At 65.9% G+C, this 24040-nt stretch carries 14 protein-coding genes, 1 tRNA gene and 1 other RNA gene; 7 read left to right on the top strand and 9 right to left on the bottom strand.

Going from position 1 to position 24040, the window contains the following annotated elements:
- Positions 1-190: 190 nt before the first annotated feature.
- A complete protein-coding gene (locus tag E4J93_RS02125; RefSeq protein WP_147587841.1) occupies positions 191-1084 on the bottom strand; it encodes an aldose 1-epimerase family protein in 894 nt (297 codons plus the stop codon).
- Between the two features lie 235 nt (positions 1085-1319).
- On the opposite strand from E4J93_RS02125, the gene menA reads away from it, so the two are divergent.
- The 6 genes from menA (at position 1320) to E4J93_RS02155 (ending at position 11737) form a co-directional block, all read left to right on the top strand.
- Entirely contained in the window at positions 1320-2333 is a 1014-nt protein-coding gene (gene menA / locus E4J93_RS02130; protein ID WP_187231569.1) for a 1,4-dihydroxy-2-naphthoate octaprenyltransferase, read from the top strand.
- 111 nt (positions 2334-2444) lie between these two features.
- Positions 2445-3041, top strand: coding sequence for a MarR family winged helix-turn-helix transcriptional regulator (locus E4J93_RS08225; protein ID WP_255431871.1), 597 nt, complete (start codon positions 2445-2447; stop codon positions 3039-3041).
- On the top strand, positions 3034-4881 hold the full coding sequence (locus tag E4J93_RS02140) for an ABC transporter ATP-binding protein (RefSeq protein ID WP_147587843.1): 1848 nt from the start codon (positions 3034-3036) through the stop codon (positions 4879-4881). The genes E4J93_RS08225 and E4J93_RS02140 overlap by 8 nt, the downstream gene beginning before the upstream one ends.
- Entirely contained in the window at positions 4874-6787 is a 1914-nt protein-coding gene (locus E4J93_RS02145; RefSeq protein ID WP_147587844.1) for an ABC transporter ATP-binding protein, read from the top strand. The genes E4J93_RS02140 and E4J93_RS02145 overlap by 8 nt, the downstream gene beginning before the upstream one ends.
- 225 nt (positions 6788-7012) lie before the next feature.
- On the top strand, positions 7013-9382 hold the full coding sequence (rlmKL, locus tag E4J93_RS02150; protein WP_147587845.1) for a bifunctional 23S rRNA (guanine(2069)-N(7))-methyltransferase RlmK/23S rRNA (guanine(2445)-N(2))-methyltransferase RlmL: 2370 nt from the start codon (positions 7013-7015) through the stop codon (positions 9380-9382).
- A gap of 219 nt (positions 9383-9601) precedes the next feature.
- Positions 9602-11737, top strand: a complete 2136-nt coding sequence (locus tag E4J93_RS02155) for a KUP/HAK/KT family potassium transporter (protein WP_147587846.1) — start codon at positions 9602-9604, stop codon at positions 11735-11737.
- A gap of 113 nt (positions 11738-11850) precedes the next feature.
- Here the strand turns inward: E4J93_RS02155 and E4J93_RS02160 are convergent, their stop codons facing one another.
- The 8 genes from E4J93_RS02160 to tadA form a co-directional block, all read right to left on the bottom strand.
- Complete coding sequence (locus E4J93_RS02160; protein ID WP_255431872.1) at positions 11851-12675, bottom strand: nitroreductase family protein; 825 nt, start codon at positions 12673-12675, stop codon at positions 11851-11853.
- Positions 12676-12757: 82 nt separating this feature from the next.
- On the bottom strand, positions 12758-14974 hold the full coding sequence (locus E4J93_RS02165; RefSeq protein ID WP_147587847.1) for an LTA synthase family protein: 2217 nt from the start codon (positions 14972-14974) through the stop codon (positions 12758-12760).
- 196 nt (positions 14975-15170) lie between these two features.
- Entirely contained in the window at positions 15171-15962 is a 792-nt protein-coding gene (locus E4J93_RS02170; protein ID WP_147587848.1) for a tyrosine-protein phosphatase, read from the bottom strand.
- Positions 15963-16217: 255 nt separating this feature from the next.
- Positions 16218-18083 (bottom strand): ABC transporter ATP-binding protein, encoded by a 1866-nt coding sequence (locus E4J93_RS02175; RefSeq protein WP_255431873.1) that lies wholly within the window; start codon positions 18081-18083, stop codon positions 16218-16220.
- A 1-nt stretch (position 18084) separates the two neighbouring features.
- The gene (locus E4J93_RS02180; protein ID WP_147587850.1) at positions 18085-19851 is read right to left on the bottom strand and encodes an ABC transporter ATP-binding protein; all 1767 of its coding nucleotides are present in this window, start codon (positions 19849-19851) and stop codon (positions 18085-18087) included.
- A gap of 201 nt (positions 19852-20052) precedes the next feature.
- Positions 20053-20146: signal recognition particle sRNA small type (ffs, locus tag E4J93_RS02185), an RNA gene on the bottom strand.
- A 71-nt stretch (positions 20147-20217) separates the two neighbouring features.
- The gene (locus tag E4J93_RS02190) at positions 20218-21456 is read right to left on the bottom strand and encodes a MalY/PatB family protein (protein WP_187231570.1); all 1239 of its coding nucleotides are present in this window, start codon (positions 21454-21456) and stop codon (positions 20218-20220) included.
- A gap of 154 nt (positions 21457-21610) precedes the next feature.
- Positions 21611-23542 carry a tRNA adenosine(34) deaminase TadA gene (tadA, locus tag E4J93_RS02195; RefSeq protein ID WP_147587852.1) on the bottom strand — a complete coding sequence of 644 codons (1932 nt, stop codon included), beginning with the start codon at positions 23540-23542 and terminating at the stop codon, positions 21611-21613.
- A 52-nt stretch (positions 23543-23594) separates the two neighbouring features.
- Here tadA and E4J93_RS02200 point away from each other — a divergent pair.
- Positions 23595-23684 (top strand) — tRNA-Ser (locus E4J93_RS02200).
- Positions 23685-24040: the final 356 nt, after the last annotated feature.

Below are 24040 nucleotides of genomic sequence, written 5' to 3' on the forward strand. Positions count from 1 at the left end.
CGCAGACGTAGCGCCGCTCGGTTCATCCAGCTAGAGTTTGTCGAACGCGAAATGCATGGAACGGTCCCCTTTCAACGGACGATATGATACCCAAAGTGCCATCGAGGCACAACGCAGCGGACTCAAAGCGCAGGTCGTTCATGGTATCCGCGCATTTTGCCCGCCACGCGCCGCCGGCACGAGCGCAGGCCTACAGCAAGGTCATCGAGAACGAGCGGACATCGGTCTCACCCGGAGCCAGGATGGTCACGTTGTCGCGATGCTCGAGCACGTCGTCCTCCTCCGCGAGCGCGGCATGGCCCGTCCAGGGCTCGACCGCCACGAAGGGCGCATCGGGCTGGGCCGACCAGATTCCCACGAACTTGAAGCCGTCAAACGATACGCGCACGCCGTGGCCGGACTTCCGGCTCACCAGGTCGATCGTGTTATCGGGCACATCGGAGAGCACCACGGTATCGCAGTCGAACAGCTCGCGCGTGATGGGCAGGACGTCGGCGTCGTCAAGCGAGCGGAACGTGTTCTCGTAGGTAAGCATGCCGCCGTCGACCATGGTGGGCGAATCGGCCGTCCACCGACAGGTAAAGCGCAGCTCGTAATCGTCGAACGCCTCGCCCTCGGCGCCGGGGGCGGGCACGTTGAACGCAGGATGGCCGCCCACCGAGAACGGCATGGGCGCGTCACCGGTGTTGGTAACCGCGAAGGTCTGCGTAAGCGTAGACGGGCCGGTGATGGCATAGGTCATGTTGAGGACGAAGCCATACGGATACGCCGCGCGGGTCTCCTCGGTATCCACCAGCTCGAAGGTGACCGACGAACCGTCGTCGGCAACCTCCTTTACCGCGTGCTCCATATCGCGCGCGAAGCCGTGCTTGCCCAGGGTGCACACACCGGCAGCAGACTCGACCGGACCCCTACCGGCCGCACCCACCACGGGAAACAGCACCGGCGAGCTCTTGCCCCACCATGCGGGGTCGGATTGCCAGAGATACTCGCGCCCGTCCTTTGCCAAGCCGCGCAGCTGCGCCCCCTGGGCATCGATGCGCGCGACGACGCCGTCTTTTTGAATGGTAACCGTCTGAGCCATCTTGCTTCCTCTCCCCGTGCGCCCCACGTCTGCCCGCCGATGCGGGCGAGGCCGTCGATGCGCGGTGGCATAAGCGGACCGTCGCCCCGAACGAGCGTGGTCCGCGCTTTCCCTGCTCTAGTTATACCACCCGAAACCACGGGCGAGCGCGCGGGACGGGGTGTCACCGATGGTTGCCCGCGCCCCCGAGCGGCGCCATACAATGACGGCCCGTTTCCAAATAAGGAGCCCGGTCATGAAAACATCGAATCCGTCCATCTCGCATAAAGCGCAACCAGGCGAGACGCGCTCGGCCTGGATCGAAGCGGTGCGGCCGCGCACCCTGCCGCTCGCCGCCTCGGGGTCGTTCGCGGCGGCGGGACTCGCGGCCGCACGCGGGCATTTCCGCTGGCAGACGCTCGTCCTCATGCTCGTCGTATCCATCTTGCTGCAGGTTATCGCGAATTTCGCCGACGATCTTGGAGACCTTTCCCACGGCCTGGACGATGCCACGCGCGTGGGGCCGCGGCGGGGCATGCAGCGGGGCATCATCACGCCCGCGCAGATGAAGCGCGCCCTCATCGGCTTGAGCGCCATCACCTTCATCTTGGGCTGCGCGCTGATCTGCACCGCGCTCTGCCACGGCGACCCGCCCCGCTGCGGCGTCGTAACCGCGATCGCCGCCTTCATCGCGCTTGGCGTCGCCGCCATCGCCGCGGCGATCCTGTACACGGTGGGCCCGCACCCCTACGGCTACGCCGGCCTTGGCGACGCCGCCAGCTTCCTGTTCTTCGGCATCGTGGCCGCATGCGGCGGCACCTTCCTCTACACGCACGCATTCGATCCGGCCGCGCTCGTCGCCGGCATCGCGCTGGGGCTGCCCGTAGCCGCCGTGATGAATATCAACAACATGCGCGACTCGCTCGACGACGCAGCAAAGGGCAAGCGAACGGTGGCCGCCGCCCTGTACGGCCTGGGCGAGCGCGGTCATGGCATCTCGGGCGAAACCGCCATGCGCATCTACCATGCCATCTTGATCTGCGGATCGCTCGCCCTCTTCTTAGCAGCGCTCTTCATGGCACGCGGGGTCTCGCTCGGCACGCTCGTGCGCGCGGCGGCCCTGAGCGTCGGCTTCCAACCGCTGCTATCGACGCTCGTCGACGTTGTCCACGAGCCCGACCACGCCGCACTCGACCGCTTCATGGCGCCCACGAGCCTGGGCACGGCTATCGCGACGCTCGTATTCGCGCTCTGCACGGCGCTGGGATAGCAGAAACGGGGACCTGTTCGTAAATTTCATTGCATCATTATTATTTCGGTACCCATAGTATTAAAGCGGGCTATTATACTTTCCCTATACTCCAAGGGAAAGGAGAGTTCTGTGAACGGCCCAGAATTCAAATGCAATGCTACGCCCACCAGCACGCATCCACCCGCGAACGCCCCCGACGCAGCCGCGCAGAACAATGCCGCGACGCCCGCGCCCGCGAAAGAGACGTCGGCCAAGAGCGCCCGTAAATTCATCGATCTTCCCGAGGCCCCCGACGCCGCCGACGACCCGGTGGTCGCCCGCGCATCCCGCATCCTGTCCTGCCTGGGCTTCTGCGGCCACTTCATGCACTTCAACCGCGGCGGCCGGTCCGGACGCGCGCCCATCCTCTGCCTGCTCGAGAAAAACGGGGGCACCCTGTCCCAGCAGGAACTCGGCATGTTCTTCGAGCTCAAGCCGGGCTCCCTGTCCGAGATCCTCTCCAAGCTCGAAACCGCCGGCCTCATCTACCGGACGCGCGGCCAGCAGGACCGCCGTCAGCTCACGGTCACGCTCACCGAAGCGGGCGCCGAGGCGGCGCGCCAAGAGGCCGAGATCCGTCAGCGCTTCCGCTCCAACGCATTCTCCACGCTCACCCCCGAAGAGCAGGAGACGCTCGCCGGCCTGCTCGAGCGCGTCCGCGCGCACTGGGAGGGGCTCGATGGTTAAAACACTCGTCGCCTCGATTCGCGACTACCTCAAACCCACCCTCGCAACGCCGCTGCTCGTTTTGTGCGAAGTTGCGTGCGAGATGGCCATCCCCTTCGTGACCGCCAACCTCATCGACACCATCAAGGACGGCGCGGCCGTGGCGGACATCCTGCCCACCGCCGGCGTGCTCGTTGCGCTCGCCCTGGTCTCGCTGTTCTTCGGCGCCGCCGCGGGCATCACGTGCAGCCACGCGAGCTGCGGCTTCGCCAAGAACCTGCGCCACGACCTCTTCTACAAGATCCAAACCTTCTCGTTCACCAACATCGATGCGTTCTCCAGCTCGTCGCTGGTCACGCGCCTCACCACCGACATCACCAACGTGCAGCAGGCATTCATGCTCATCATCCGCATCGCCGTGCGCGCCCCGCTGGTGCTCGTGTTCGCGTTCGCGATGGCCTACGCCATGGGCGGCGCCGTGTCCTTCGTCTACCTGGCTATGATCCCGATCCTGGGCATCGGCCTGGGGCTCATCATCCACAAGGTGACGCCCATCTTCACCCGCGTGTTCCATAAGTATGACGCGCTCAACGAATCGGTCGAGGAGAACGTCACCGGCATGCGCGTGGTAAAGAGCTACGTGCGCGAAGACTACGAGAAGCAGAAGTTCGCACGCGCGGCGCAGGACGTGTGCGCCGACTTCACCCGCGCCGAGAAGCTGCTCGCCTTCAACAACCCGCTGATGAACTTCTGCGTCAACGGCGCCTTCGTCGTGATCATCTACCTGGGTTCCAAGCTCATCATCACCAGCCAGGCAGCCGCGTTCGACGTGGGCCAGCTCTCCTCCACCTTCACCTACGGCTTCCAGATCCTCATGAGCCTCATGCAGCTCTCCATGATCTTCGTCATGGTGACCATGGCCGAGGAAAGCGCGCGCCGCATCTGCGAGGTGCTGCAGGCGCAGTCCACCATCGTCAACCCGGACGAACCCGTAAGCACGGTGGCCGACGGCTCCATCGATTTCGACCACGTGAGCTTCAAGTACTCCGCCCGCGCCGAGCGCCAGGCGCTCGACGGCATCGACCTGCACATCAAAAGCGGCGAGACCGTCGGCATCATCGGCGGCACGGGCTCGGCCAAATCCACGCTGGTCAACCTGATCGCCCGCCTGTACGACGCAACCGAGGGCACCGTGCGCGTGGGCGGCGTCGACGTGCGCGATTACGACCTGGACGCGCTGCGCCATCAGGTTGCCATGGTGCTTCAGAAAAACGTGCTGTTCAGCGGTACCATCGCTGACAACCTGCGCTGGGGGGATGCGAACGCCACCGATGCCGAGGTGCGCGAGGCGGCCCGCCTCGCCTGCGCCGACGAATTCATCGACGGCTTCCCGAAGGGCTACGACACGTGGATCGAGCAGGGCGGCTCCAACGTGTCCGGCGGCCAGAAGCAGCGCCTCTGCATCGCGCGCGCCCTGCTGCGCCGCCCCAAGATCTTGATCTTGGACGACTCCACCAGCGCCGTCGACACCAAGACCGACGCCAAGATCCACGCGGGCCTTGCCAGCTACCTACCCGATACCACCAAGCTCATCATCGCCCAGCGCGTATCGAGCGTATCCGACGCCGACCGCATCATCGTGATGGAGGGCGGCCGCATCGCCGCCATGGGCACCCACGAAGAGCTGCTGGAAACCTCCGAGATCTACCGCGAGACCTTCACGTCGCAGAACAAGATGAGCGAAGAGGCCGAGTTCGTCGACGAAGCCGCGGCAGCGGCCGTCCGCGACCTCGAGCGGGCCTCCGCCCCTCTCCCCGCAACCGACGAATCCGCCCCGAAGGGAGGCGAGGCACATGAGTAAGCCCGCAGCCGGCGCTCCGGCGCGCAAGTCATCCACGCTCATCCGCCTGGTCAAGCTGCTGTTCTCGTTCTACCCGGTGCTCTTGCCGCTGGTCATGGTGGGCGTCCTTGTGTGCGGCCTCATCAATTCCATCGGCGCGCTGTTCCTGCAAAGCGCCCTCGAGATCATCTCGACCTCGTGGCAGACGGGCGATTGGACCGCGGCCCAGCCCAAGATCTTGCAGCTCGTGCTCACCCTGGGTGCCATCTATGTCGCCGGCAACCTCATCTCCCTGTTCTGGAACCGCAACATGGCGACCATCACCCAGGGCTCGCTGGAAAAGCTCCGCGAGAAGATGTTCAACCGCATGCAGGACCTGCCCATCCGCTATTTCGACACCAACCAGCGCGGCGACATCATGTCGCATTTCACCAACGATATCGACACCCTGCGCCAGATGATCTCGCAGTCCCTGCCCAACCTGCTGCAAACCGTCATCGTGCTGGGCACGGTCCTCTTCATCATGCTGTACTTCTCGGTATGGATGTGCCTGGTCATCATCACCGGCATCGTCTGCATGGTGTTTCTCACCAAGATGCTCGGCTCCAATTCCGCGCGCTTCTTCATCGCGCAGCAGCGCGAGCTCGGCGTCGTGGAGGGTCATATCGAAGAGGTCATGAACGGGCAGAAGGTCGTCAAGGCCTTCTGCCACGAAGCCGCCGCCGAGGCCGATTTCGACGCGCGCAACGAGAAGCTCTTCGAGGTCTCGCAGAAGGCGAACATGTACGCCAACATCCTCATGCCGGTCCTCATGAACCTGGGCAACCTCATCTACGTGGTGGTCGCGCTCGCGGGCGGCGTGTTCCTGGCGCTCGAGGTGCCCAACTTCTCGCTGTCGGGCATGCCGCTCTCCATCGCCGTGGTGGTGCCGTTCCTCAACATGACCAAGCAGTTCTGCGGCCAGATCGGCCAGGTCTCGCAACAGATCAACGCCGTGGTCATGGGCCTTGCGGGCGCGCAGCGCATCTTCGACCTGCTGGACCAGGAGCCCGAGGCCGACGATGGCTACGTCACGCTGGTAAACGCCCGCGTGAACCCCGAGACCTGGGAGCTGGAAGAGGCCGACGAGCGCACCGGCCTGTGGGCCTGGAAGCATCCGCACCGCGCGGACGGCACCGTGAGCTACGTTCCGCTGCGCGGCGACGTGCGCCTGACGGGCGTCGACTTCGGCTACACGCCCGACCACGAGGTGCTGCACGATGTCTCGGTCTATGCGAAGCCCGGCCAGAAAGTAGCGTTCGTGGGCGCCACGGGCGCCGGAAAGACCACCATCACCAACCTCATCAACCGCTTCTACGACATCGCCGACGGCAAGATCCGCTACGACGGCATCAACGTGAACAAGATCTGCAAGGCCGACCTGCGCCGTTCGCTGGGCGTCGTGCTGCAAGACGTCAACCTGTTCACCGGCACCGTGATGGACAACATCCGCTACGGCAAGCTGGATGCGACGGACGAGGAATGCATCAAGGCGGCCAAGCTCGCCGGCGCGCACGACTTCATCTCGCGCCTGCCGGAGGGCTACGCCACCATGCTCACCGGCAACGGCTCCCAGCTCAGCCAGGGACAGCGCCAGCTGCTCTCCATCGCACGCGCGGCCGTGGCCGATCCGCCCGCCATGATCTTGGATGAAGCCACGTCGAGCATCGACACCCGCACCGAGGAGATCGTCCAACGCGGTATGGACGCCCTCATGCAGGGTCGCACCACCTTCGTGATCGCGCACCGCCTGAGCACCGTGCGCAACTCCGATGTGATCATCTGCCTGGACCACGGGCGCGTGATCGAGCGCGGCACGCACGACGAGCTCATCGCCAAGCACGGGTACTACTACCAGCTCTACACCGGAGCATTCGAGCTGGAATAGGCGCGCGCTTCGCGCGAGAACGGGTCGGGCCCGCCCCTCGTCATGGGGGCCTTCATGCACCTCAAGGCAGCTAATTCGGCTGGATGGCCGCGTTAGCTGCCTTTTCTACATCAAAACCCTCTGAGGAAGGGGCGCGCTGCCACGCGGCGCTATGCGATAATGACGGTTTGAATACGTACGTGCCGCGAGCAGCATCTCCGCGGCGCCATCAAGAAAGGCGGCACCATGAACAGCGCCACTACGGCGGCACTCACCGGAACCTACCTGGAGTTCTACGCCAGCTGCCCCGAGGGCTTCGAGGCGGCGCTCGACGCCGAGCTGCAGCGCATCGGCCTTCGCAAGACGCGCCGCCTGAAGGGCCGCGTCACCTTTACCGGCACCGTGCGCGATGCGTATCGCGCCTGCCTGTGGAGCCGTCTGGCCAGCCGCGTCTTCGTCGTGCTGGGGCGCTTCGATTGCTGGGACGCCAACGCCCTCTACGACGGCGTGTACCGCATGCCCTGGGAAGAGCTCCTGCGCCGCGGGGCGAGCATCGCCGTAACCGCGCGCGGCACCAATCGCGAGCTGCGCAACACCCATTACTCGTCGCTCTGCGTGAAGGACGCCATCTGCGACCGCCTGGCCGACGAGGCCGGCAGCCGAGCCGACGTGGACACCGAGCACCCCGACGCACGCATCGCGCTCTCCATCCGCAACGACCGCGCCAGCATCCATCTCGACCTCTCGGGCGATCCGCTCTTCAAGCGCCTCCCGCGCGAGGCCACCAAGCCCGGTGCGCCCACCCACGTGCTGCGCCCCGACTACGCCGCCCTCATGCTCGAACAGGCCGGCTGGGGCGAGGCCGTGCGCGAGGCATCAGCCAATGAGGCCGGGGCCGGCATGCCCGCCCTGCTCGACCTCTCCTGCGCGGGCGGCGGCCTCGAGCTCGAGGCCCTCAACATGCTCCACGACCGCGCGCCCGGCCTGCTTCGCTCGCACTGGGGGTTCGAAGGCTGGCAACGCCATGACGCCGACGCCTGGAGCGAGCTGATCGATGACGCCGACGAACGCGCCGCCGCGGGCCGCTCCCGCACCGCCTCCGTCGTGGCAACCGACCTCAGCCCGCTCGCGCGCGCATACGCCGGCCGCGTCCTCAAGCAGGCGGGCTTCGGCGGAAAGACGACCTTCGTCCCCGCCGACGTCGACGCCATGCTGAAGGCCGTGCCGGCCAACGCGACCGGCGCCCGCATCGCCGTTGCCGACGCCACCGAGGTGCCCTTCACGCAGACTGCCGCGCTCCTCGCGCTCGCCAGCGGCCTGCGCGACGCCGCGGCGCCCGCGCGGCTTGCCGTGCTCTCGCGCGACAGCCTCTTCGCACGCGGCCTGGGAACCGACCCCGCCGCCCAGATCGAGGTAAAGCCCAACAATGAAGACGCCGCCATCCTCGTCTTCGACGGCTCGGCCCTGCAGGACGCCGTCGCGACGAGCGATACCGCGCACACCGTCGACCTGGGCGACGGCCGCCTGGTGCCGGTGCTATCGCCCGGCTCGGAGCAATTCGCCGCTCGCCTGAAGAAGGTCGCGCGCCTGCGCCGCAAATGGGCTCAGCGCACCGGCGTCACCTGCTACCGCGTCTACGATGCCGACCTGCCCGACTACGCGGCCGCCATCGATCTGTACCAGGGCACCGACGAGACGCCGGGCCGCTGGCTCGTCATCGCCGAATACGCCGCGCCCAAGAGCATCGACCCCGCGATCGCCCAGGCGCGCTTCCTCGATATCCTGGCGCTCGCGCCCCAGATCCTCGACGTGTCGCCCGATTGCGTCCACGCCCGCGCGCGCACGCGCTCGCGCGGCGGTTCGCAGTACGCCAACGCCGGCCGCTCCGCGTTCTCGCAGGGCGTGAGCAACGGCACGACGGGCGATGTGGACATCGAGCGACGTCTCCCCCTCATCCAGGAGGGCGGGCTCACCTTCGCCGTCAACTTCGACGACTACCTCGATACCGGCATCTTCCTCGACCACCGCGTGACGCGCGGCCTGGTACGCGAGCATGCCCGCGGTTGCCGGCGCTTCCTCAACCTCTTCGCCTATACGGGCACGGCCACGTGCTACGCGGCCGACGGGGGCGCAGAGGAGACGGTGACCGTCGACCTCTCCAACACCTACCTCGCCTGGGCCGAACGAAACATGCAGCAGAACGGCTTCAGCGGCAGGAACCACGAGTTCGTGCGTGCCGACGTGCGCCGCTGGATCGCCGAGCAGCGCCTCACGCGCAACCGCTGGGACCTGATCTTCTGCGACCCGCCCACGTTCTCCAACTCCACCAAGATGGGCTCGCGCACCTTCGACGTGCAGCGCGACCACGCCGAGCTCATCATCGGCCTGTCGCGCCTGCTCACCCGCGAGGGCGAGGCCATCTTCTCGTGCAACCTGCGCACGTTCAAGCCGGATACCGAGAAGCTGGCCCGAGCCGGCGTGATCATCACCGACATCACCGCGCAGACCATTCCCGAGGACTTCGCCCGCAACCCGCGCATCCACCGCTGCTACCTCGTCAAGCGCTACACCGTCGAGGAGGCCATGGAGCGCGCCGGCCTCGACCCGCTGTCGTAAGCGTTCCCGCACACCGCGAACAGTCGCACCCCGCACGAGCCTCCCGCGCCCGCCTCCTCGGGACGGGAGGCTTTTCACAGCCCTTTCTTGCAGGTAGAGGGGGCATGGCATATGCTGTCCATTAAGGCTATAATTGCGAGCCACCAAGGCGGTCACCTTGGCATTTGTTCGCCTCGCGCAGCCGCGCCGGGGCCCGTTTCATCAAGGAGCACAGAACCGATGACGCAAACGACCGTCTCCGATTCTCCGGAGCATACGAGCAGCGAAGACACCGCCGCTCAGCGCCCGTCCAACGAGCGCAAACTCAAGAGGAAGTCCGCGAAGAACTCCAAGCCCGATACAAGTGACGGCGACAAGGGCCACAACATCCCGGTCAGCCTCGCCGCCATGCTCGTCACGCTGGGCGTCGTCTACGGCGACATCGGAACCTCGCCCATGTACGTGACCAAGGCGCTGCTGGCAGGCCAGGGCGGCATCATGCAGGTGACCGAGGAATTCATCCTCGGAGCCCTGTCGCTGGTCATCTGGACCGTCACCCTGCTCACCACCGTCAAGTACGTGCTGGTGTCGCTCAAGGCCGACAACCACGGCGAGGGCGGCATCTTCGCCCTGTACAGCATCGTGCGCAAATACGGCAAGTGGCTCATCATACCCGCCATGCTCGGCGGCTCGGCCCTGCTTGCCGATGGCATCCTCACCCCGGCGGTCACCATCACCACCGCCGTCGAGGGCCTGCGCACCATCCCCGCCATGCACGCGCTCATCGGCGACGGGCAGACCAACGTGGTCATCATCACGCTTATCATCGTAAGCCTGCTGTTCGCCGTCCAGCGAGCCGGTACCAGCAAGATCGGCCGCGCCTTCGGACCGGTCATGACCTTCTGGTTCCTCTTCCTAGGCGCCAACGGCCTGGTCTACGTTCTGGGCAACCCGGCCATCCTGCTGGCCTTCAACCCCCTGCGCGGCCTCAGCTTCCTGCTGTCGCCCAACAACCATGCCGGCATCATGATCCTCGGCAGCTGCTTCCTCGCCACCACCGGCGCCGAAGCCCTCTACTCCGATATGGGTCACGTGGGCAAGGGCAACATCTACGCAACCTGGCCGTTCGTGAAGACTTGCCTGCTGCTCTCCTACCTGGGCCAGGGCGCCTGGCTGCTGGCCAACGCCGGCAACCCCGAGCTCGCCGCCATCCAGGACCTCAACCCGTTCTTCCAGATGCTCGGCGAGGGCATGCGCCCGTTCGCCGTCGGCCTGTCCACCGCCGCCGCCATCATCGCCTCGCAGGCGCTGGTAACCGGCGCGTTCTCGCTGGTCTCCGAAGCCAGCCGCCTGGACCTCATGCCGCACATGCAGGTGTTCTACCCCGCCGAGACCAAGGGCCAGCTCTACATCCCCATGGTCAACAACGTCATGTGGGTCGGCTGCATCGCGGTCGTGCTGCTGTTCCAGTCCTCCGCGCACATGGAGGCCGCGTACGGCCTGGCCATCACCATCACGATGATCTGCACCTCCGTGCTGCTCTTCTTCTTCCTGCATAACGTGCGCAAGCGCCGCATTGCCGCATGGATCTTCGTGATCTTCTTCGTAGCACTCGAGGGCTTCTTCTTCGTGTCCTCGCTCACGAAGTTCTTCCACGGCGGCTACTTCACCATCCTCATGGCCGCCCTCATCATGGGCATCATGGTGAGTTGGTACAACGGCACCGCCGTCGAGCGCCGCCAGGCAACCCTGCTGCCCATCCGCAACTACCTGGACCAGCTCGGCCGCCTGCGCGACGACGAGACCTACGAGCTCATGAGCGACAACCTGGTGTACCTCACCAACGTGGCCAACACCAACTACCTGGATCGCGACATCCTCTACTCGATCCTGGACAAGCATCCCAAGCGCGCCCGCGCCTACTGGTTCCTCAACGTCGAGGTCATGGACGAGCCGCACACGCTCTCGTACTCGGTCGAGACCTTCGGCACCGACTACGTCTTCCGCGTGCACCTGTACCTGGGCTATAAGATCAACCAGCGCGTGAACGCCTACCTGCGCCAGGTGGTCTCGGACCTTTCGGCCTCCGGCGAGCTGCCGCCGCAGACCCACGAGTACTCCGTCTATAAGCAGCCCGGCCCCATCGGCTCGTTCCGCTTCTGCATGCTGCGCAAGATGCTCGCCCCCGAGAGCGACGTCGACAGCCGCGAGCGCTCGGCCATCGCGCTGAAGTACACGATTCGCCGCTTCGCCGGCTCGCCGGCGCGCTGGTTCGGTCTGGAGAGCTCGAGCGTGTTCTACGAGTACGTTCCTCTGTTCACCAAGTTCAAGGAAGTCGACCGCATGACGCGCATCGACCCCGACGCACGCCCGTAAGGCTGCGCACCGGCCTGGCTTTCAGCCTGCAAGACGAAGGCTCCCTGCGATCATGCAGGGAGCCTTCGTTCGTTTCGGGCCTTGTTTTCGGACCGCGGATGCGGTGCGCACGCCTAGGCGTCGGCGTTCAGCCCCTCGCCGCGCCAATTCCTCAGCCAGCACTCCATCGAGCGGTTCATCTCGGCCATGAACGCACTCGTATGCTTGCGCGTGTAGATATCGGTCACACGGGCGCCGGCCTCGGTGGCATGGGGCCTGAACATCGCATCCATCTCCGCCACCTGGGCGTCCATCGTTGCGGCATCCGCACGGCGATAGCGCTCGGACATCACAAGGTTCTCAACGGGATGCGGCGTAGCCGGGCGCTCCTTATGCGGCACGCCGAGCACCACCATGGATAGCGGGATGGTGTGCGCGGGCAGACCGAGCAGCTCGGCCACCTCCTCGGCACTCTCGACGATATCGCCGATATAGCAGCTTCCCAGCCCCACGGCCTCCGCTGCGATCACGGCGTTTTGCGCCGCTATGATCGCATCCTGCGCCGCGATGGCCAGGTCGCCCAGCCCGCAGGTCGAGCGCGGCTCGCAGCCATGCTCGGCAGCGAACTCCTCGCTCAAGCAACCTACGTGCTCAAACAGGTCGATCCACTTGCAATAATCCACCACGAACACCAGCGCCCACGGCGCTTTGGCGATAAACGGCTGGTTGTCGCAAAGCACCGAAAGGCGATCCAGCGTCTCTTGCTGGCGAATATCGATGATCGAATACATCATCATCGCGCCCGCCGACGGCGCGCGGCTCGCTGCATGCAGCACCGCTTGGCGCTGCTCGTCGGTCACCTCCACCTCGGCGAACTTGCGCGTCGATGAGCGCGCGTCGATCACATCCAGCACATCGTGCTGCCACGCGCATTCGCCGGTCGTCATGTCGCTTGCCATAAGAAAAGCCCTCCTGCGTCGATGGATACGTGTATGCATCTTACCGCAGGAGGGCTTACAGCCGTGTACGCGCGTCGGCGTGTTACTTGATCTTCGTGGTACCAGGTGCGAGGTTGGGATCGGTCTCGTTCGCCGCGCTCTGGAACACCTTGGTGTAGATATCCTTGCCATCGCGGAACATCATGAAGTACTGCATCTTAGCCAGGTTCTCGCGCGCCGCGATGGCCTCGGCGACGGGGCTTCCCTTCGGATAGTCCTCGGGCGCGGTAGCGGCGCTCGACAGATACCAGCGCAGGCTCTTATCCTCGAAGCCCGTCGCATTGAGCGCGGGAAGATCGCGCCTCAACATAACGTGCGCCTTCTCCCATGCGGTCATGGGCGCGCCCACCAGATTCATCATCGCGCTGCCCAGATAATTCGTAGAGAGGTCGTCTACCGAACTCTCCTGATCCCGGCCGGCCACGTCGTAGTTGGCCCAGATGATGTAGTCGGTCTGCCACAGGCGCTCGGCGTGCGCCGCCTCGTCTTCGCCCGGGAACCACTGCTCGTTGAACCTATCGGGGAAGAACGGCTGGTGATCGCCGAAGAAGACCACGATGACCTCGCGGTCGAGCTTGCGCAGCGCCGCCAGGAAGTCCTTCAGCGCCCGATCGGACTCCTCGATCAGGGCCAGGTACTCGTTGACCTCGGGGTCGCTCATGCCATCGATAGGGTAATCCACCTGCTTGTCGAAGGGAACGAGCCCCGTCTCGTAGCCGGAGTGGTTCTGCATGGTCACGTCGAAGATGAACTGCGGGGACTCATCGGACTCGAGCATCTCGAGGATCGCATCATAGGTGGCGGCATCCGTCACCATGCCGCGCAGCTTCTCGGCATCCTGGAAATCCTTGATGGTGAGGAACTGGTCGAATCCCAGCGTCTTATACACGTTCTCGCGGTTCCAGTTGGTACCGTGATTGGGATGGATCGCCGTCGTCTTGTAGCCCAGGTCGCGGAACTGCTTGGGCAGCGATTCGGTGCGCGCCAGGTCGTAGATGGTGTACGGATAGGTACCCGAGCCCAAAAACGCCATGGAGTTGCCGGTAAGGTACTCGAACTCGGTGTTGCAGGTGCCACCGCCGTATGCCGACACGTACAGGATGCCGCGCTGCAGCGCATCGGGGATGTTCTTGTAGAACTGCGGACCCTCGTAGCCGGCATGCAGGTTCTGGTAGATGGAGAGGTCTGCGAACGTCTCGTTCATGATGGTGACGATCGCGGGTTTCTTCTCGCCGAACTGCGCGGAGGCCTGCTGGCGCTCGATGCTCGCGCCCTCGGCGGCGTCGTATTCCTCGGCGTACTCGGCCATAAGGTCCTTGGCCGTGCCGATGTTGTAGCCCTCGGGCACCGGCGGCTTGATGGTCTGCGCGCCGGAAATGAAGCTGGGCAGGAAGCCCTGGCGGTAATAGCTCTCCAGCGGGCGCCAGGTGTATACCTGGATATTGAGCTGGTTGTAGTAGTCGACCATCGTCACATGCGCGCCCACGCCCGCGATGCACAGCACGCCCGCGAGCAGGTTGACGACGAGCGCCCGCTTGTCGCCCTGATTCCTCGGCGCGATGAGCGCGGCCAGGCGCAGCGCATAGACGGCAAGCGCGGCGAACGCCATGCCGTACAGGCAAAACGGGTTGAGGATGTAGGAGTAGCCCGTGCCCGCCACGGCCATGGCGGTGGACAGGGCCGAAAGGTCGCCCGGTGCGATGGGCATGGACTTGAAGGTGATCACGAAGTGCTCGGCCAGGCCCAGGACGAAGAACAGCAGCGCGAGCACGCTCGGCACGCCGGCGCGGCGCTGGAAGATGAGGAACAGGCCGCCGAGGAGCGCGGTGACGATGCCCCACTCGAGCAGCAGGCACAGCGGGTACATCCATAGCAGATTATGGTTGCTGGGCACCTCGAGCGCCAGCGTGGCGAAGGCGCCGCCCAGCAGCACGAAGATGATGGCGCCGACCAGCGGGTGCGGGAAGCGGCCCTGCGGCCCCAGATACGCTGCGAGGCGCTCCTTCATCTGGGGAGCGCACGCACTCGCCAGGGACAGCGCGCTCAGCACGGCGTTTAGGACCAGCGCCGAGAGGATATCGTTCTCGACCATGCCCACGGCGGCATACACGCCCACGAACGCCTGAAGCGCCAGGAACAGCCCTGCGGACAGGTAGCGGCTGCGCGCCTCTTTCTTGTCGAGGTCCATCGCGCGCACCGCGCGCACGAGAGCGTAAACAGTGGCCGCAAGGGCCGCGAGCGAGATGAGGGCTACCAACATACCAACCTGTCCTATGGCTTCACGCGCGACGCGACCCATGCGTGCGCACACCCGATTGTTGCAGCCAACAATACTAGCGCTCGTTTATCGATTTTTTGTCAAAGGGCGCGGGCCAGACGAAGCGGCGCGACGCTTTACAGCGAATGTACACAAAGGCGAACTCTTTACCCGCCCCATACGCCGACCAGACATCGCGCTAACGCCAGCGTGCCACCACATCATCCCCGCGCAGCCGCGCGGTAATGCGGTCCAGGAGCTCTGGCGAACAGCCGGCAACGTCCCGCAGGTACGCACGGGCCGTGCCGTACGTTTCGTGGAAATACTCCAGCGTTCGCTCCATCTCCTCGGGCGCCGACTCGAACAGGCAGCTCGGCACCTCCTTGAACAGCAATATCGATACGCCCAGGCGCTGCGCCCGAAGACCGCGGCCCATATACCGCTGCGTAACCGCATAATCCGCCACGATATGAACGTCGTCCACGCCGGCAAGGCCCAGCAACAGCATGGCGATCACGCCCGTGCGGTCCTTGCCCGCCCGGCAGTGGAACAGCGAGCACCCTTCGCCATCGAGGGCCTCGAACACCTGGCGCAGACTGGCGGAGCTGTCATCGAGAAGCGACCGGTATACATCGAACATGCATGCGGGGAGCGCGCCGCGGAAGCCACTCGAGTTGAGCTGGTCGAGCATGGGGATATGGGTGTAGCTCACGCCGGGCTGGGGATGCTCGCCATATGGATCGGGCCAGTACTTGAGCTCGAAATTGCTGCGCACGTCCACCACGCGCCGCAGCCCGTAAGCGCGCAGGAAGGCGCGATCCGACGCCCGCAGCCAACCCAGCGTCCCCGAGCGCAAGAACGCGCCCGAAGCGGTGGTCCCCGTCGTGCCGTCGTCGCGCGTAAACGGATAACCGCCCAGGTCGCGTACGTTATGGGCGCCCTTCAGCTGAAGCGGCGCCGATGTGCGGACAGACGGTACGGTAGCATCCATGGAAACCTCACCTCGGGCGGCACCCCGGCCGCGCTACGGTGGCGAGCGGCGCAATGGGCGCCGCGGCCGGTCGATATGCGCCGACGCCGTGCCAAACAATAACAGGGCGTAAACGGTCCCTTTACTATAGCCATACCCGCGGCTTGAAACCAATGGCGAAGCCGCAAGCTTAACGTACCTTTACGCGAGCGCAATCGAACGGCGATGCCCCGAACACCGACGCGTCCGCCGAGCCGCGCTCAATGCATCCGTATCCTATGCCTCCTCCCACTGGCTCTTGTACAGGTCGGCGTAGAAACCGCCTGCGGCAAGAAGCTCCTCGTGCGTGCCGCGCTCCACAACGCCGCCGTCGCGCATCACCACGATGCAGTCGGCCTCGCGGATCGTCGAGAGGCGATGGGCCACCACGAAACTCGTCCGCCCGCGCATCAGCTCGTCGAACGCCGCCTGCACCTGCAGCTCGGTGCGCGTGTCGATCGAGCTCGTCGCCTCGTCCAGCAGCAAGATGGCGGGGTCTACCAGCAGCACGCGCGCAATGCACAGCAGCTGCCGCTGCCCCTGCGAGAGCGTGCCGCCGCCCTCGCCCAGCACCGTATCGTACCCCTGGGGCAACGCGTCGATGAACCCGTCCGCATGCGCCTTGCGGGCCGCGGCGACCACCTGCTCGCGCGTCGCGTCCGGACGTCCGTAGGCGATGTTCTCATGCACCGTCCCCTCGAACAGCCAGGTATCCTGCAGCACCATGCCGAAGCGCGACCGCACGTCGCTGCGGGCCAGGTCTGCCACGTCCACGCCGTCCAGCTCGATGCGCCCCTGTTGGACATCGTAGAACCGCAGCAGCAAGTTGATGAGGGTGGTCTTGCCGCATCCGGTGGGCCCCACCAGGGCGATGCGCGCGCCCGGGGCCGCATGGATGCAGATGTCGTGAAGCAGCGGGCGATCGGGCGTATAGCGGAAGCCTACGTGGTCGAAATCAACTTCGCCGCGCACATCGTGCAGCGGGCGCGCATTCGGGGCATCGGGCGTCTCCTCGACGGCGTCGAGCAGGGCGAACAGGCGGCGGGCCGAGGCATAGGCCGTCTGCACCTGCGTGACCACGCTCGTGATCTCGTTGAATGGCTTGGTGTACTGGTTGGCATAGCTCAAAAACACCTGCACGCCGCCCACCGTAAGCGGCGCGGGCGCACCCGTGACCACGCACAGGCAGCCCATAACCGCTACCGCCGCGTATATCAGGTTGTTGATGAAGCGCGTGCCCGGATTGGACAGCGACCCCATGAACTGCGCACGCTCGCCCGCGGTATAGAGCTCGGCGTTCATCGCATCGAAGCGCTCCTGGGCGCGCGGGCCGAACCCGAAGGTGCTCACCAGGCGCTGGCTGCCCACATATTCCTCGATATGGGCGCCCAGCCTGCCCTGAATTCGCTGCTGGTCCGCGAAGCTCTTATTGGATACGCGCGCGATCAGGGCAGCAGCAAGAATCGAGAAGGGCGTGGCCAGGACCACGACCATCGCCATGGGCACCGAGACCGACAGCATGAACGCCAGCGTGCCGACGATGGTCACGATGCCGCCGAAGAGCTGGCTGAGCCCCTGCAGCAAGCCGTCGCCGATCTGGTCCACGTCGTTGACCACGCGCGAGATGAGGTCGCCATGCGGATGGGCATCGATAAACGAGATGGGCATGCGGCTGATCTTATCGCTCGCCGCGATGCGCATATCCCGCACGCACCGATACGTCAGGCGGTTCACGCAATACCCCTGCGCCCACTGGAAGGCGGCGGCGGCGAGCGTCAGCACCGCAAGCTGCGCCACCAAAGGCGCGAGCACCTCGAACGACACCCCGCCGGCACCAACCATGGCGTCGATGGCGCGCCCTATAAGCAGCGGGACGGCGAGCTGCAGCACCACCGAGGCCGCAGCCGCCGCAAAGGAGGCGACGAATGACAGCGCATGGGGGCGTACGAACCCCAGCAGGCGGCACGTGATCACCCGGGCGCTCAGCGGAGTCGCGGGCGCAAGCGAATCGAGCGGCGCCCCGCCCTCCCGGCGACGGCCGTCGCCGCCGGCGATATTCGATGTGACCGTAGAGACGGAGCCGGTGGAAACATAGGGATTCACGCTACGCCACCTCCTCGCCCGCGAGCTGCGACGCGCAGATCTCGCGGTAGACCTCGCATGTTCGCAGCAGCTCCTCATGGGAACCCAGCCCCACCGCGCGACCGCGGCGCATCACGCAGACCAGATCGGCATCGCGCACGGCCGAAACGCGCTGGGACACGACCACCGTGGTAAGCGGCCGTCCCGCGCGCGCCCGTTCGCGCGCCAGCGCGCGCAGCGCGCGGCGCAGCGCGGCATCGGTGCGCAGGTCGAGCGCCGACGACGCATCGTCGAGCACCAGCAGCCACGGATCGCCCACCAGGGCCCGCGCGATCGTCAAGCGCTGGCGCTGGCCCCCGCTGAAGTTCTTGCCGCCCGCCTCGACCGGCGTCTCCAGTCCCGCCGGGCACGCGCGGACGAACTCCGCCGCCTGCGCGACCTCGAGGGCGCGCCACAGCTCCGCATCGCTCGCGTTCGCATCGCGCCAGCGCAGATTGGAGGCCACCGTGCCGGACACGAGCTGCACCGCCTGCGGAACCACGCCCACGGACGCGCGCAGCCGCTCCAGCGGCCAATCGCGCACGTCGGCACCGAATACGTCGACCGAACCCGCGCTCGCATCGTACAGGCGGGCCATCAGCGCGCCGAGCGTCGACTTGCCCGAGCCCGTACCGCCTATGATGCCCAGCGTCCCGCCCATGGGCAGCTGAAAGGTAATGTCCTCGACCGCGTTGGCCGATGCGGACGGATAGCGAAACGCCACCCCATGGAAACTCAACGCGGGCGCACCGGACACGAGGGCCTGGTCCATGTCCCAACCCGCATCCGCCGCGCACGCCAGCGCGGGCTCGCAATCCAACACCTCGTTTATACGGCTCGCACTGGCCGACGCCCTGGTGAACACCACCACCAGGTTGGCCACGTAGACGATGGCGAGCAGCGTCTGGGTCATATAGTTCACAAAGGCGACGACCTCGCCCTGCGTCAGGCGACCCGTGTCCACGACCATGCCGCCGCTCCACAAGATGGCGCATACACCCAGGTTCATCACGAGAAAGGTCACGGGGTTGAGCACGCTCGACAGCTTGCCCACGGCTATGGCCACCGTCGACTGCTCCGTTGCCGCCCCGTCGAAGCGAACGCGCTCGTCGCGTTCGCGCGAGAACGCGCGAATCACGCGGGCCCCCGAAAGCGCCTCGCGCTGCACCAGGGCCACGCGATCGAGCTTGGCCTGCATCTCCTTGAAAAACGGAACGCTCTTAGCCATGACCAGCCAGAACACGAATCCGATCAGCGGCGTGCATACCAAGAACACCACACCCAGCTGCACGTCGATAAGAAGCGCCGCCATCATGGAGCCCAACGCCAGGAACGGCCAGCGAATGAGCATGCGCACGGCCAGCGCGATTGCCAGCTGCATCTGGTTGACATCGTTGGTCACGCGCGTGATGAGCGAGGGCGTGCCGAACCGATCGAGGTCCGCGCACGACAGCCGGTTGATCTGCGCATAGAGCTCGCGCCTCATATCCGTGCCCATGCCCTGCGACGCCAGCGCAGCCATCTTCTGGCACACCAGCGTGGCCGAGATGCCAACCACCGCCATGAGCACCAGCACCGCGCCGTGGCGCAGCACGGCATCCACGTCGCGGCCGGCCACGCCCACGTCGATCATGCTGGCGACCACGAGCGGCGTCACCAGATCGAAGCAGACTTCAACGAGCTTGGCCAGAGGTCCCAGGATGAAATAGCGGCGATATACACCGACGAAACGTTTGATGAGCCTCAGCACGAGCGCGCTCCCTACCACGACGCGGATAATACGCACCCATGATAGAGCAGACCTCGAACCCCTGTCTTGAAAGGCTCCGAGACCCCTATTCTCTTACCGAATTCGAAAACGCACCTAACACGATTGTTATAAAGCGGTAGCTCGACCGACGCACCATGCGGCCGGCCCCGAAAATCGCCCTGCATACAAAAAACCCCGTGCGTTCGATGGGAACGGATGCCCGTCAGAGGCTCCTTATGGCTGCTTCCTTCCGGACCTGACCAGATTCGGAACATATCGTCACCCGAACCCATCGAACGCGCGGGGCGCGTGTCGTCTATCTTACCGCAAAGCGGGAGTGAAAGTCGAGACCTAAATACGCTCCCCTTACAGCACGCGTGCGATGCGCTCGCAGGCCTCCATCAGGACCGAGCGCGGACTCGGCACGCACATGCGCTGGAAGAATTCACCGTCACGCGGGTCGAACTTCACGCCGTCCTGCAGGATGACCTTGGCCTCCTCGTAGATGCGGCGATGCAGCTCGGCCCCGTCGATTCCCAACGCACGGCAGCGGTCTTCGAAATCGAACCACAGGACATACGTGCCCTCGGGCCGGCGCACGCGCACATCGGGTAGGCGCTCGGCAAAGAAGCCGAGGACCGCGTCGATGGTGCCGTCCAGATAGGAAAGGCACTGCTCGAGCCAGGGCTCGCCCTGCTCGTAGGCGGCGATCACCGCGCTGATACCGAAGGGCGTTGGCTCCGAGAACCGCATCGCCCGCTCGAAGCGAACGCGGTCGCGTGCGTCGCTGAACACCACGTTCGTCGCCGACAGGCCCGCCAGGTTGAAGGTCTTGTTCACCGCGGTGCAGGTCATCACGCGCGCATACGGCGCCACCTGCGCAAGGTGACGCATGCACACGCCGGGGCGCAGCAGATCGCCGTGGATCTCGTCGGCAACGATCATCACGCCGTTGCGCGTGCAGATATCGGCCACGCGCTCCAGCTCTTCGCTCGTCCATACGCGACCAACCGGATTATGCGGGTTGCACAGGATGAGCATCGTGGCGTCCGGACGGGCGGCGAGCTCCTCAAGCCCCTCGTAATCCATCGTGTAGTACAGGTCGCCCGTCTCGGCGCCATCCGCCTGGCGCACCAGATGGTTATCGAGGAGCGCGCGGCCGGCGTCCTCGACGCTCCCGGCAAACGGCGGGTAGACCGGCCGTTGGATGATCACGCCCTCGCCCGGCTGGGTGAAGGCCTCGATGGCGTACTGCAGCGCGCGAACCGTGCCCGCGCAGAACGTCATGAGGTCCGGGTTGATCTTCCAGCCATCGCGCCTCGCAAACCATCCGGCCACCGCCGCGTGATAACGCTCGCAGCCGTCCAGCGTCGAATAGCCGAAAACGCCGTGGTCGGCCGTCGCGCGCAACGCGTCGACGATCGGCGCGGCGCAGCGGAAATCCATGTCTGCGGTAAACAGCGCGATGTGGTCGTCGGTGATAGCGGACACGCCGTTGTGCTCGGCCGTCGCCGCGCTCGTGCTCCATTTGCTCGAGTAGCTATACGGCGCATGACGGCGATCGATAACCTCGTCGAAGTCGTAAACGGTTGCATCGGTATCCATGGGTCCTCCAAGGGGTCGCGAACGTATATCGAGACGGATGGGACGAAGGGGGCGGAGGCGACGATGCCGCGCGCCCGGGCCGGCTGTTCGAGCGGCGTGCGCGAACAACCGGCTGGGAAACGAGCACCTCGCCGCGGAGCACGCGCGCATGCCCCTAGCGCAAACGGCGCATCGACAGCATGCGCGCGACCGTTTCGCCCGCGCACACCAGGTTGCGGCGCGTCTCCTCGGCAGAAAGCGCGCGATCGAGCGGCATGGGGGCGCGCAGGACGGGCAGGACGGCGTCGACGCCGGCACGGTACACCGCGTCCAGGTTCATCGACCTTCCGCCCGCCACCGCCACCACCGGCTTACCGGCGCGCGCCGCGCGGCGCGCCACGATGGCAGGGCCCTTGCCGGCCGCCGTCTGCTCGTCGATGCGCCCCTCGCCCGTAACCACGACGTCGGCGTCGGCCAGAAGTTCGTCGAAATCCAACAGGTCGAGCAACGCCTCCGCACCCGATACGAGCTTCGCTCCGCAGGCCAGCAGCGCGGCTCCCAAACCTCCCGCCGCACCGGCGCCCGGCACGCCCGAAACGGTGCGGAATCGGCGCTCGCCCTCCTGCCGGCCCGTGCCCGCGCACGCGGCGCGCGCATCATCCAGCTTCGAGGCATACGAGATCATGTCGCGATCGAGCTGGTCGAAGAGCGTGGCGCAGTCTCCCCGCGGCGTGGGCAGGTCGGCCAGGCCCTTCTGGGGACCGAAAACGCGTACGGCGCCGCGTTTGCCGACCAGCGGATTCTCGACGTCGACCAATGCGATGAGTTCGGTCTTCCCCAACGCCTCGACGGCCGGGGCAAGGTCCACGGAGGCGACGTGCGCCAAGCCCTCGAGCCCGGGCGGGACCTCGCGGCCCCGCGCGTCCAGTACGCGCGCACCCAGGGCGCTCAGCAGTCCCGTGCCGCCGTCGCTCGTCGCGCTTCCGCCCAGGCCCACGTAGATGCGGCTGGCGCCCGCGCACACGGCGTCGCGAACCAATTCGCCCACGCCATAGGACGACGCGCGCAACGCCTCATCGTGCGTGCAGCCCGAAAACTCGACGCCCGCTGCGGCAGAAGCCTCGATGATCGCCTCGCCGTCATGGGTGAGCAGGTATTCCGCCTCGATGACGCGGCCGAAGGGGTCCGACACCGCAACGGCGCGCATGGTGCCGTCCAGCGCACGGGACGCCGCGGCCACCGTGCCCTCGCCGCCGTCGGCGAGCAAGACGCATTCGACACGCGCCGACGGGCACGCGCGGCGCACACCCTCCTCGAACCATCGCTCCACCTGGTCGCTCGCAGCCGACCCCTTGAACGAGTCGATAGCAAGGACGAACGAGGGCGAGGCCGCAGGGGGCATCGCGGCGCGAACGGCGCGCGGGACGCCCGTGGTGCGGATGCGGTCGCGGTCGCGCTTTTCCAGATGCACGCGCTCGGCCAGCTCGTAGGCATCGGCGGCATCGCCCGCAGCGCCGGCGTCCGCCGGCAGCGCGCCCGCAGCATCTCGAAGGGCCTCGGGCGCGGCATCAGTCGGGGCGCCCTCCTGCACCGGAGCCGCCGGCGCCTCCGCCCGCATCGCAGCCTTACGCGACGCGCGCATGGTGGCGAAGAACGACTTGAGCACGCCGGCGCACTCATCTTCCAGCACGCCCGGAATCACGGCGAAACGATGGTTGAGGCGCGCGTCGTCGTTGACCGCATAGAGGCTGCCCAACGCACCGCCCTTGGGATCGGGCGCGCCGTAGATGCAGGCCCCGATGCGGGCGTTGATCATGAGCCCCGCGCACATGAGGCACGGCTCGAGTGTGACGTAGACGATGCAGTCCGACAAGCGCCAGCGTCCCAGCTTCCTCGATGCAGCCATGATCGCGCTGAATTCGGCGTGCGACGACGGGTCGTCATCTCGTTCGCGCACGTTGTGCGCACGGGCGATGATTTCGCCTTCGCGCACCAACACGGCACCGATGGGAACCTCGCCCATCTGCGCGGCCAACCGCGCCTCGTCCAGCGCCGCGCGCATGAAGCGCTCGTGAGATGTGGTCTCCTCCTGCTCACTCAGCTGCATCAACGTCCTTTCTCACATACCAATTCCATTCGATGCTATCATTACCAAGCATGGAGAGATGGCAGAGCGGTTGAATGCGGCGGTCTTGAAAACCGTTGGGCGCGCAAGCGTTCCGGGGGTTCGAATCCCCCTCTCTCCGCCATTGCGAGAGCGAAAGCGAGTCCGCCGGGCTCGCTTTTTTCATGGCACGCGCGGGGATTCGAACCCGTACGGGCGCGGAGCTGAGCGAATGCGCCGAGCATTCGCCAGCGCAGCGCGCAAGGGGCCGCCAGGCCCCGCAGCGGAGGACGGCGCAGCCGTCCCCGAATCCCCCTCTCTCCGCCAGATTTGTTGAGATTGCGAGTCCGCCGGGCTCGCTTTTTTCATGGCACGCGCGGGGATTCGAACCCGTACGGGCGCAGCTCGGCCCTTACCGTCAGGCTTCCGCGTCAGCAGCCCCATTACAGTTTGAGCCGTCCGTAAGGGCGGCTCTTTCACCTTCAAGGCATTACGATTGGG

The sequence above is a fragment of the Collinsella sp. BA40 genome, assembly GCF_008014645.1.
Taxonomy (GTDB): Bacteria; Actinomycetota; Coriobacteriia; order Coriobacteriales; family Coriobacteriaceae; genus Collinsella.

What these genes read in the sequence shown, in the direction of transcription:
- E4J93_RS02145 (WP_147587844.1), top strand. Translation starts at nt 4,874, where the DNA reads ATGAGTAAGCCCGCAGCCGGCGCTCCGGCGCGCAAGTCATCCACGCTC.
- E4J93_RS02170 (WP_147587848.1), bottom strand. Translation starts at nt 15,962, where the DNA reads ATGGATGCTACCGTACCGTCTGTCCGCACATCGGCGCCGCTTCAGCTG.
- E4J93_RS02165 (WP_147587847.1), bottom strand. Translation starts at nt 14,974, where the DNA reads ATGTTGGTAGCCCTCATCTCGCTCGCGGCCCTTGCGGCCACTGTTTAC.
- E4J93_RS02140 (WP_147587843.1), top strand. Translation starts at nt 3,034, where the DNA reads ATGGTTAAAACACTCGTCGCCTCGATTCGCGACTACCTCAAACCCACC.
- E4J93_RS02155 (WP_147587846.1), top strand. Translation starts at nt 9,602, where the DNA reads ATGACGCAAACGACCGTCTCCGATTCTCCGGAGCATACGAGCAGCGAA.
- E4J93_RS02190 (WP_187231570.1), bottom strand. Translation starts at nt 21,456, where the DNA reads ATGGATACCGATGCAACCGTTTACGACTTCGACGAGGTTATCGATCGC.
- menA (WP_187231569.1), top strand. Translation starts at nt 1,320, where the DNA reads ATGAAAACATCGAATCCGTCCATCTCGCATAAAGCGCAACCAGGCGAG.
- E4J93_RS02160 (WP_255431872.1), bottom strand. Translation starts at nt 12,675, where the DNA reads ATGGCAAGCGACATGACGACCGGCGAATGCGCGTGGCAGCACGATGTG.
- tadA (WP_147587852.1), bottom strand. Translation starts at nt 23,542, where the DNA reads ATGCAGCTGAGTGAGCAGGAGGAGACCACATCTCACGAGCGCTTCATG.
- E4J93_RS02125 (WP_147587841.1), bottom strand. Translation starts at nt 1,084, where the DNA reads ATGGCTCAGACGGTTACCATTCAAAAAGACGGCGTCGTCGCGCGCATC.
- rlmKL (WP_147587845.1), top strand. Translation starts at nt 7,013, where the DNA reads ATGAACAGCGCCACTACGGCGGCACTCACCGGAACCTACCTGGAGTTC.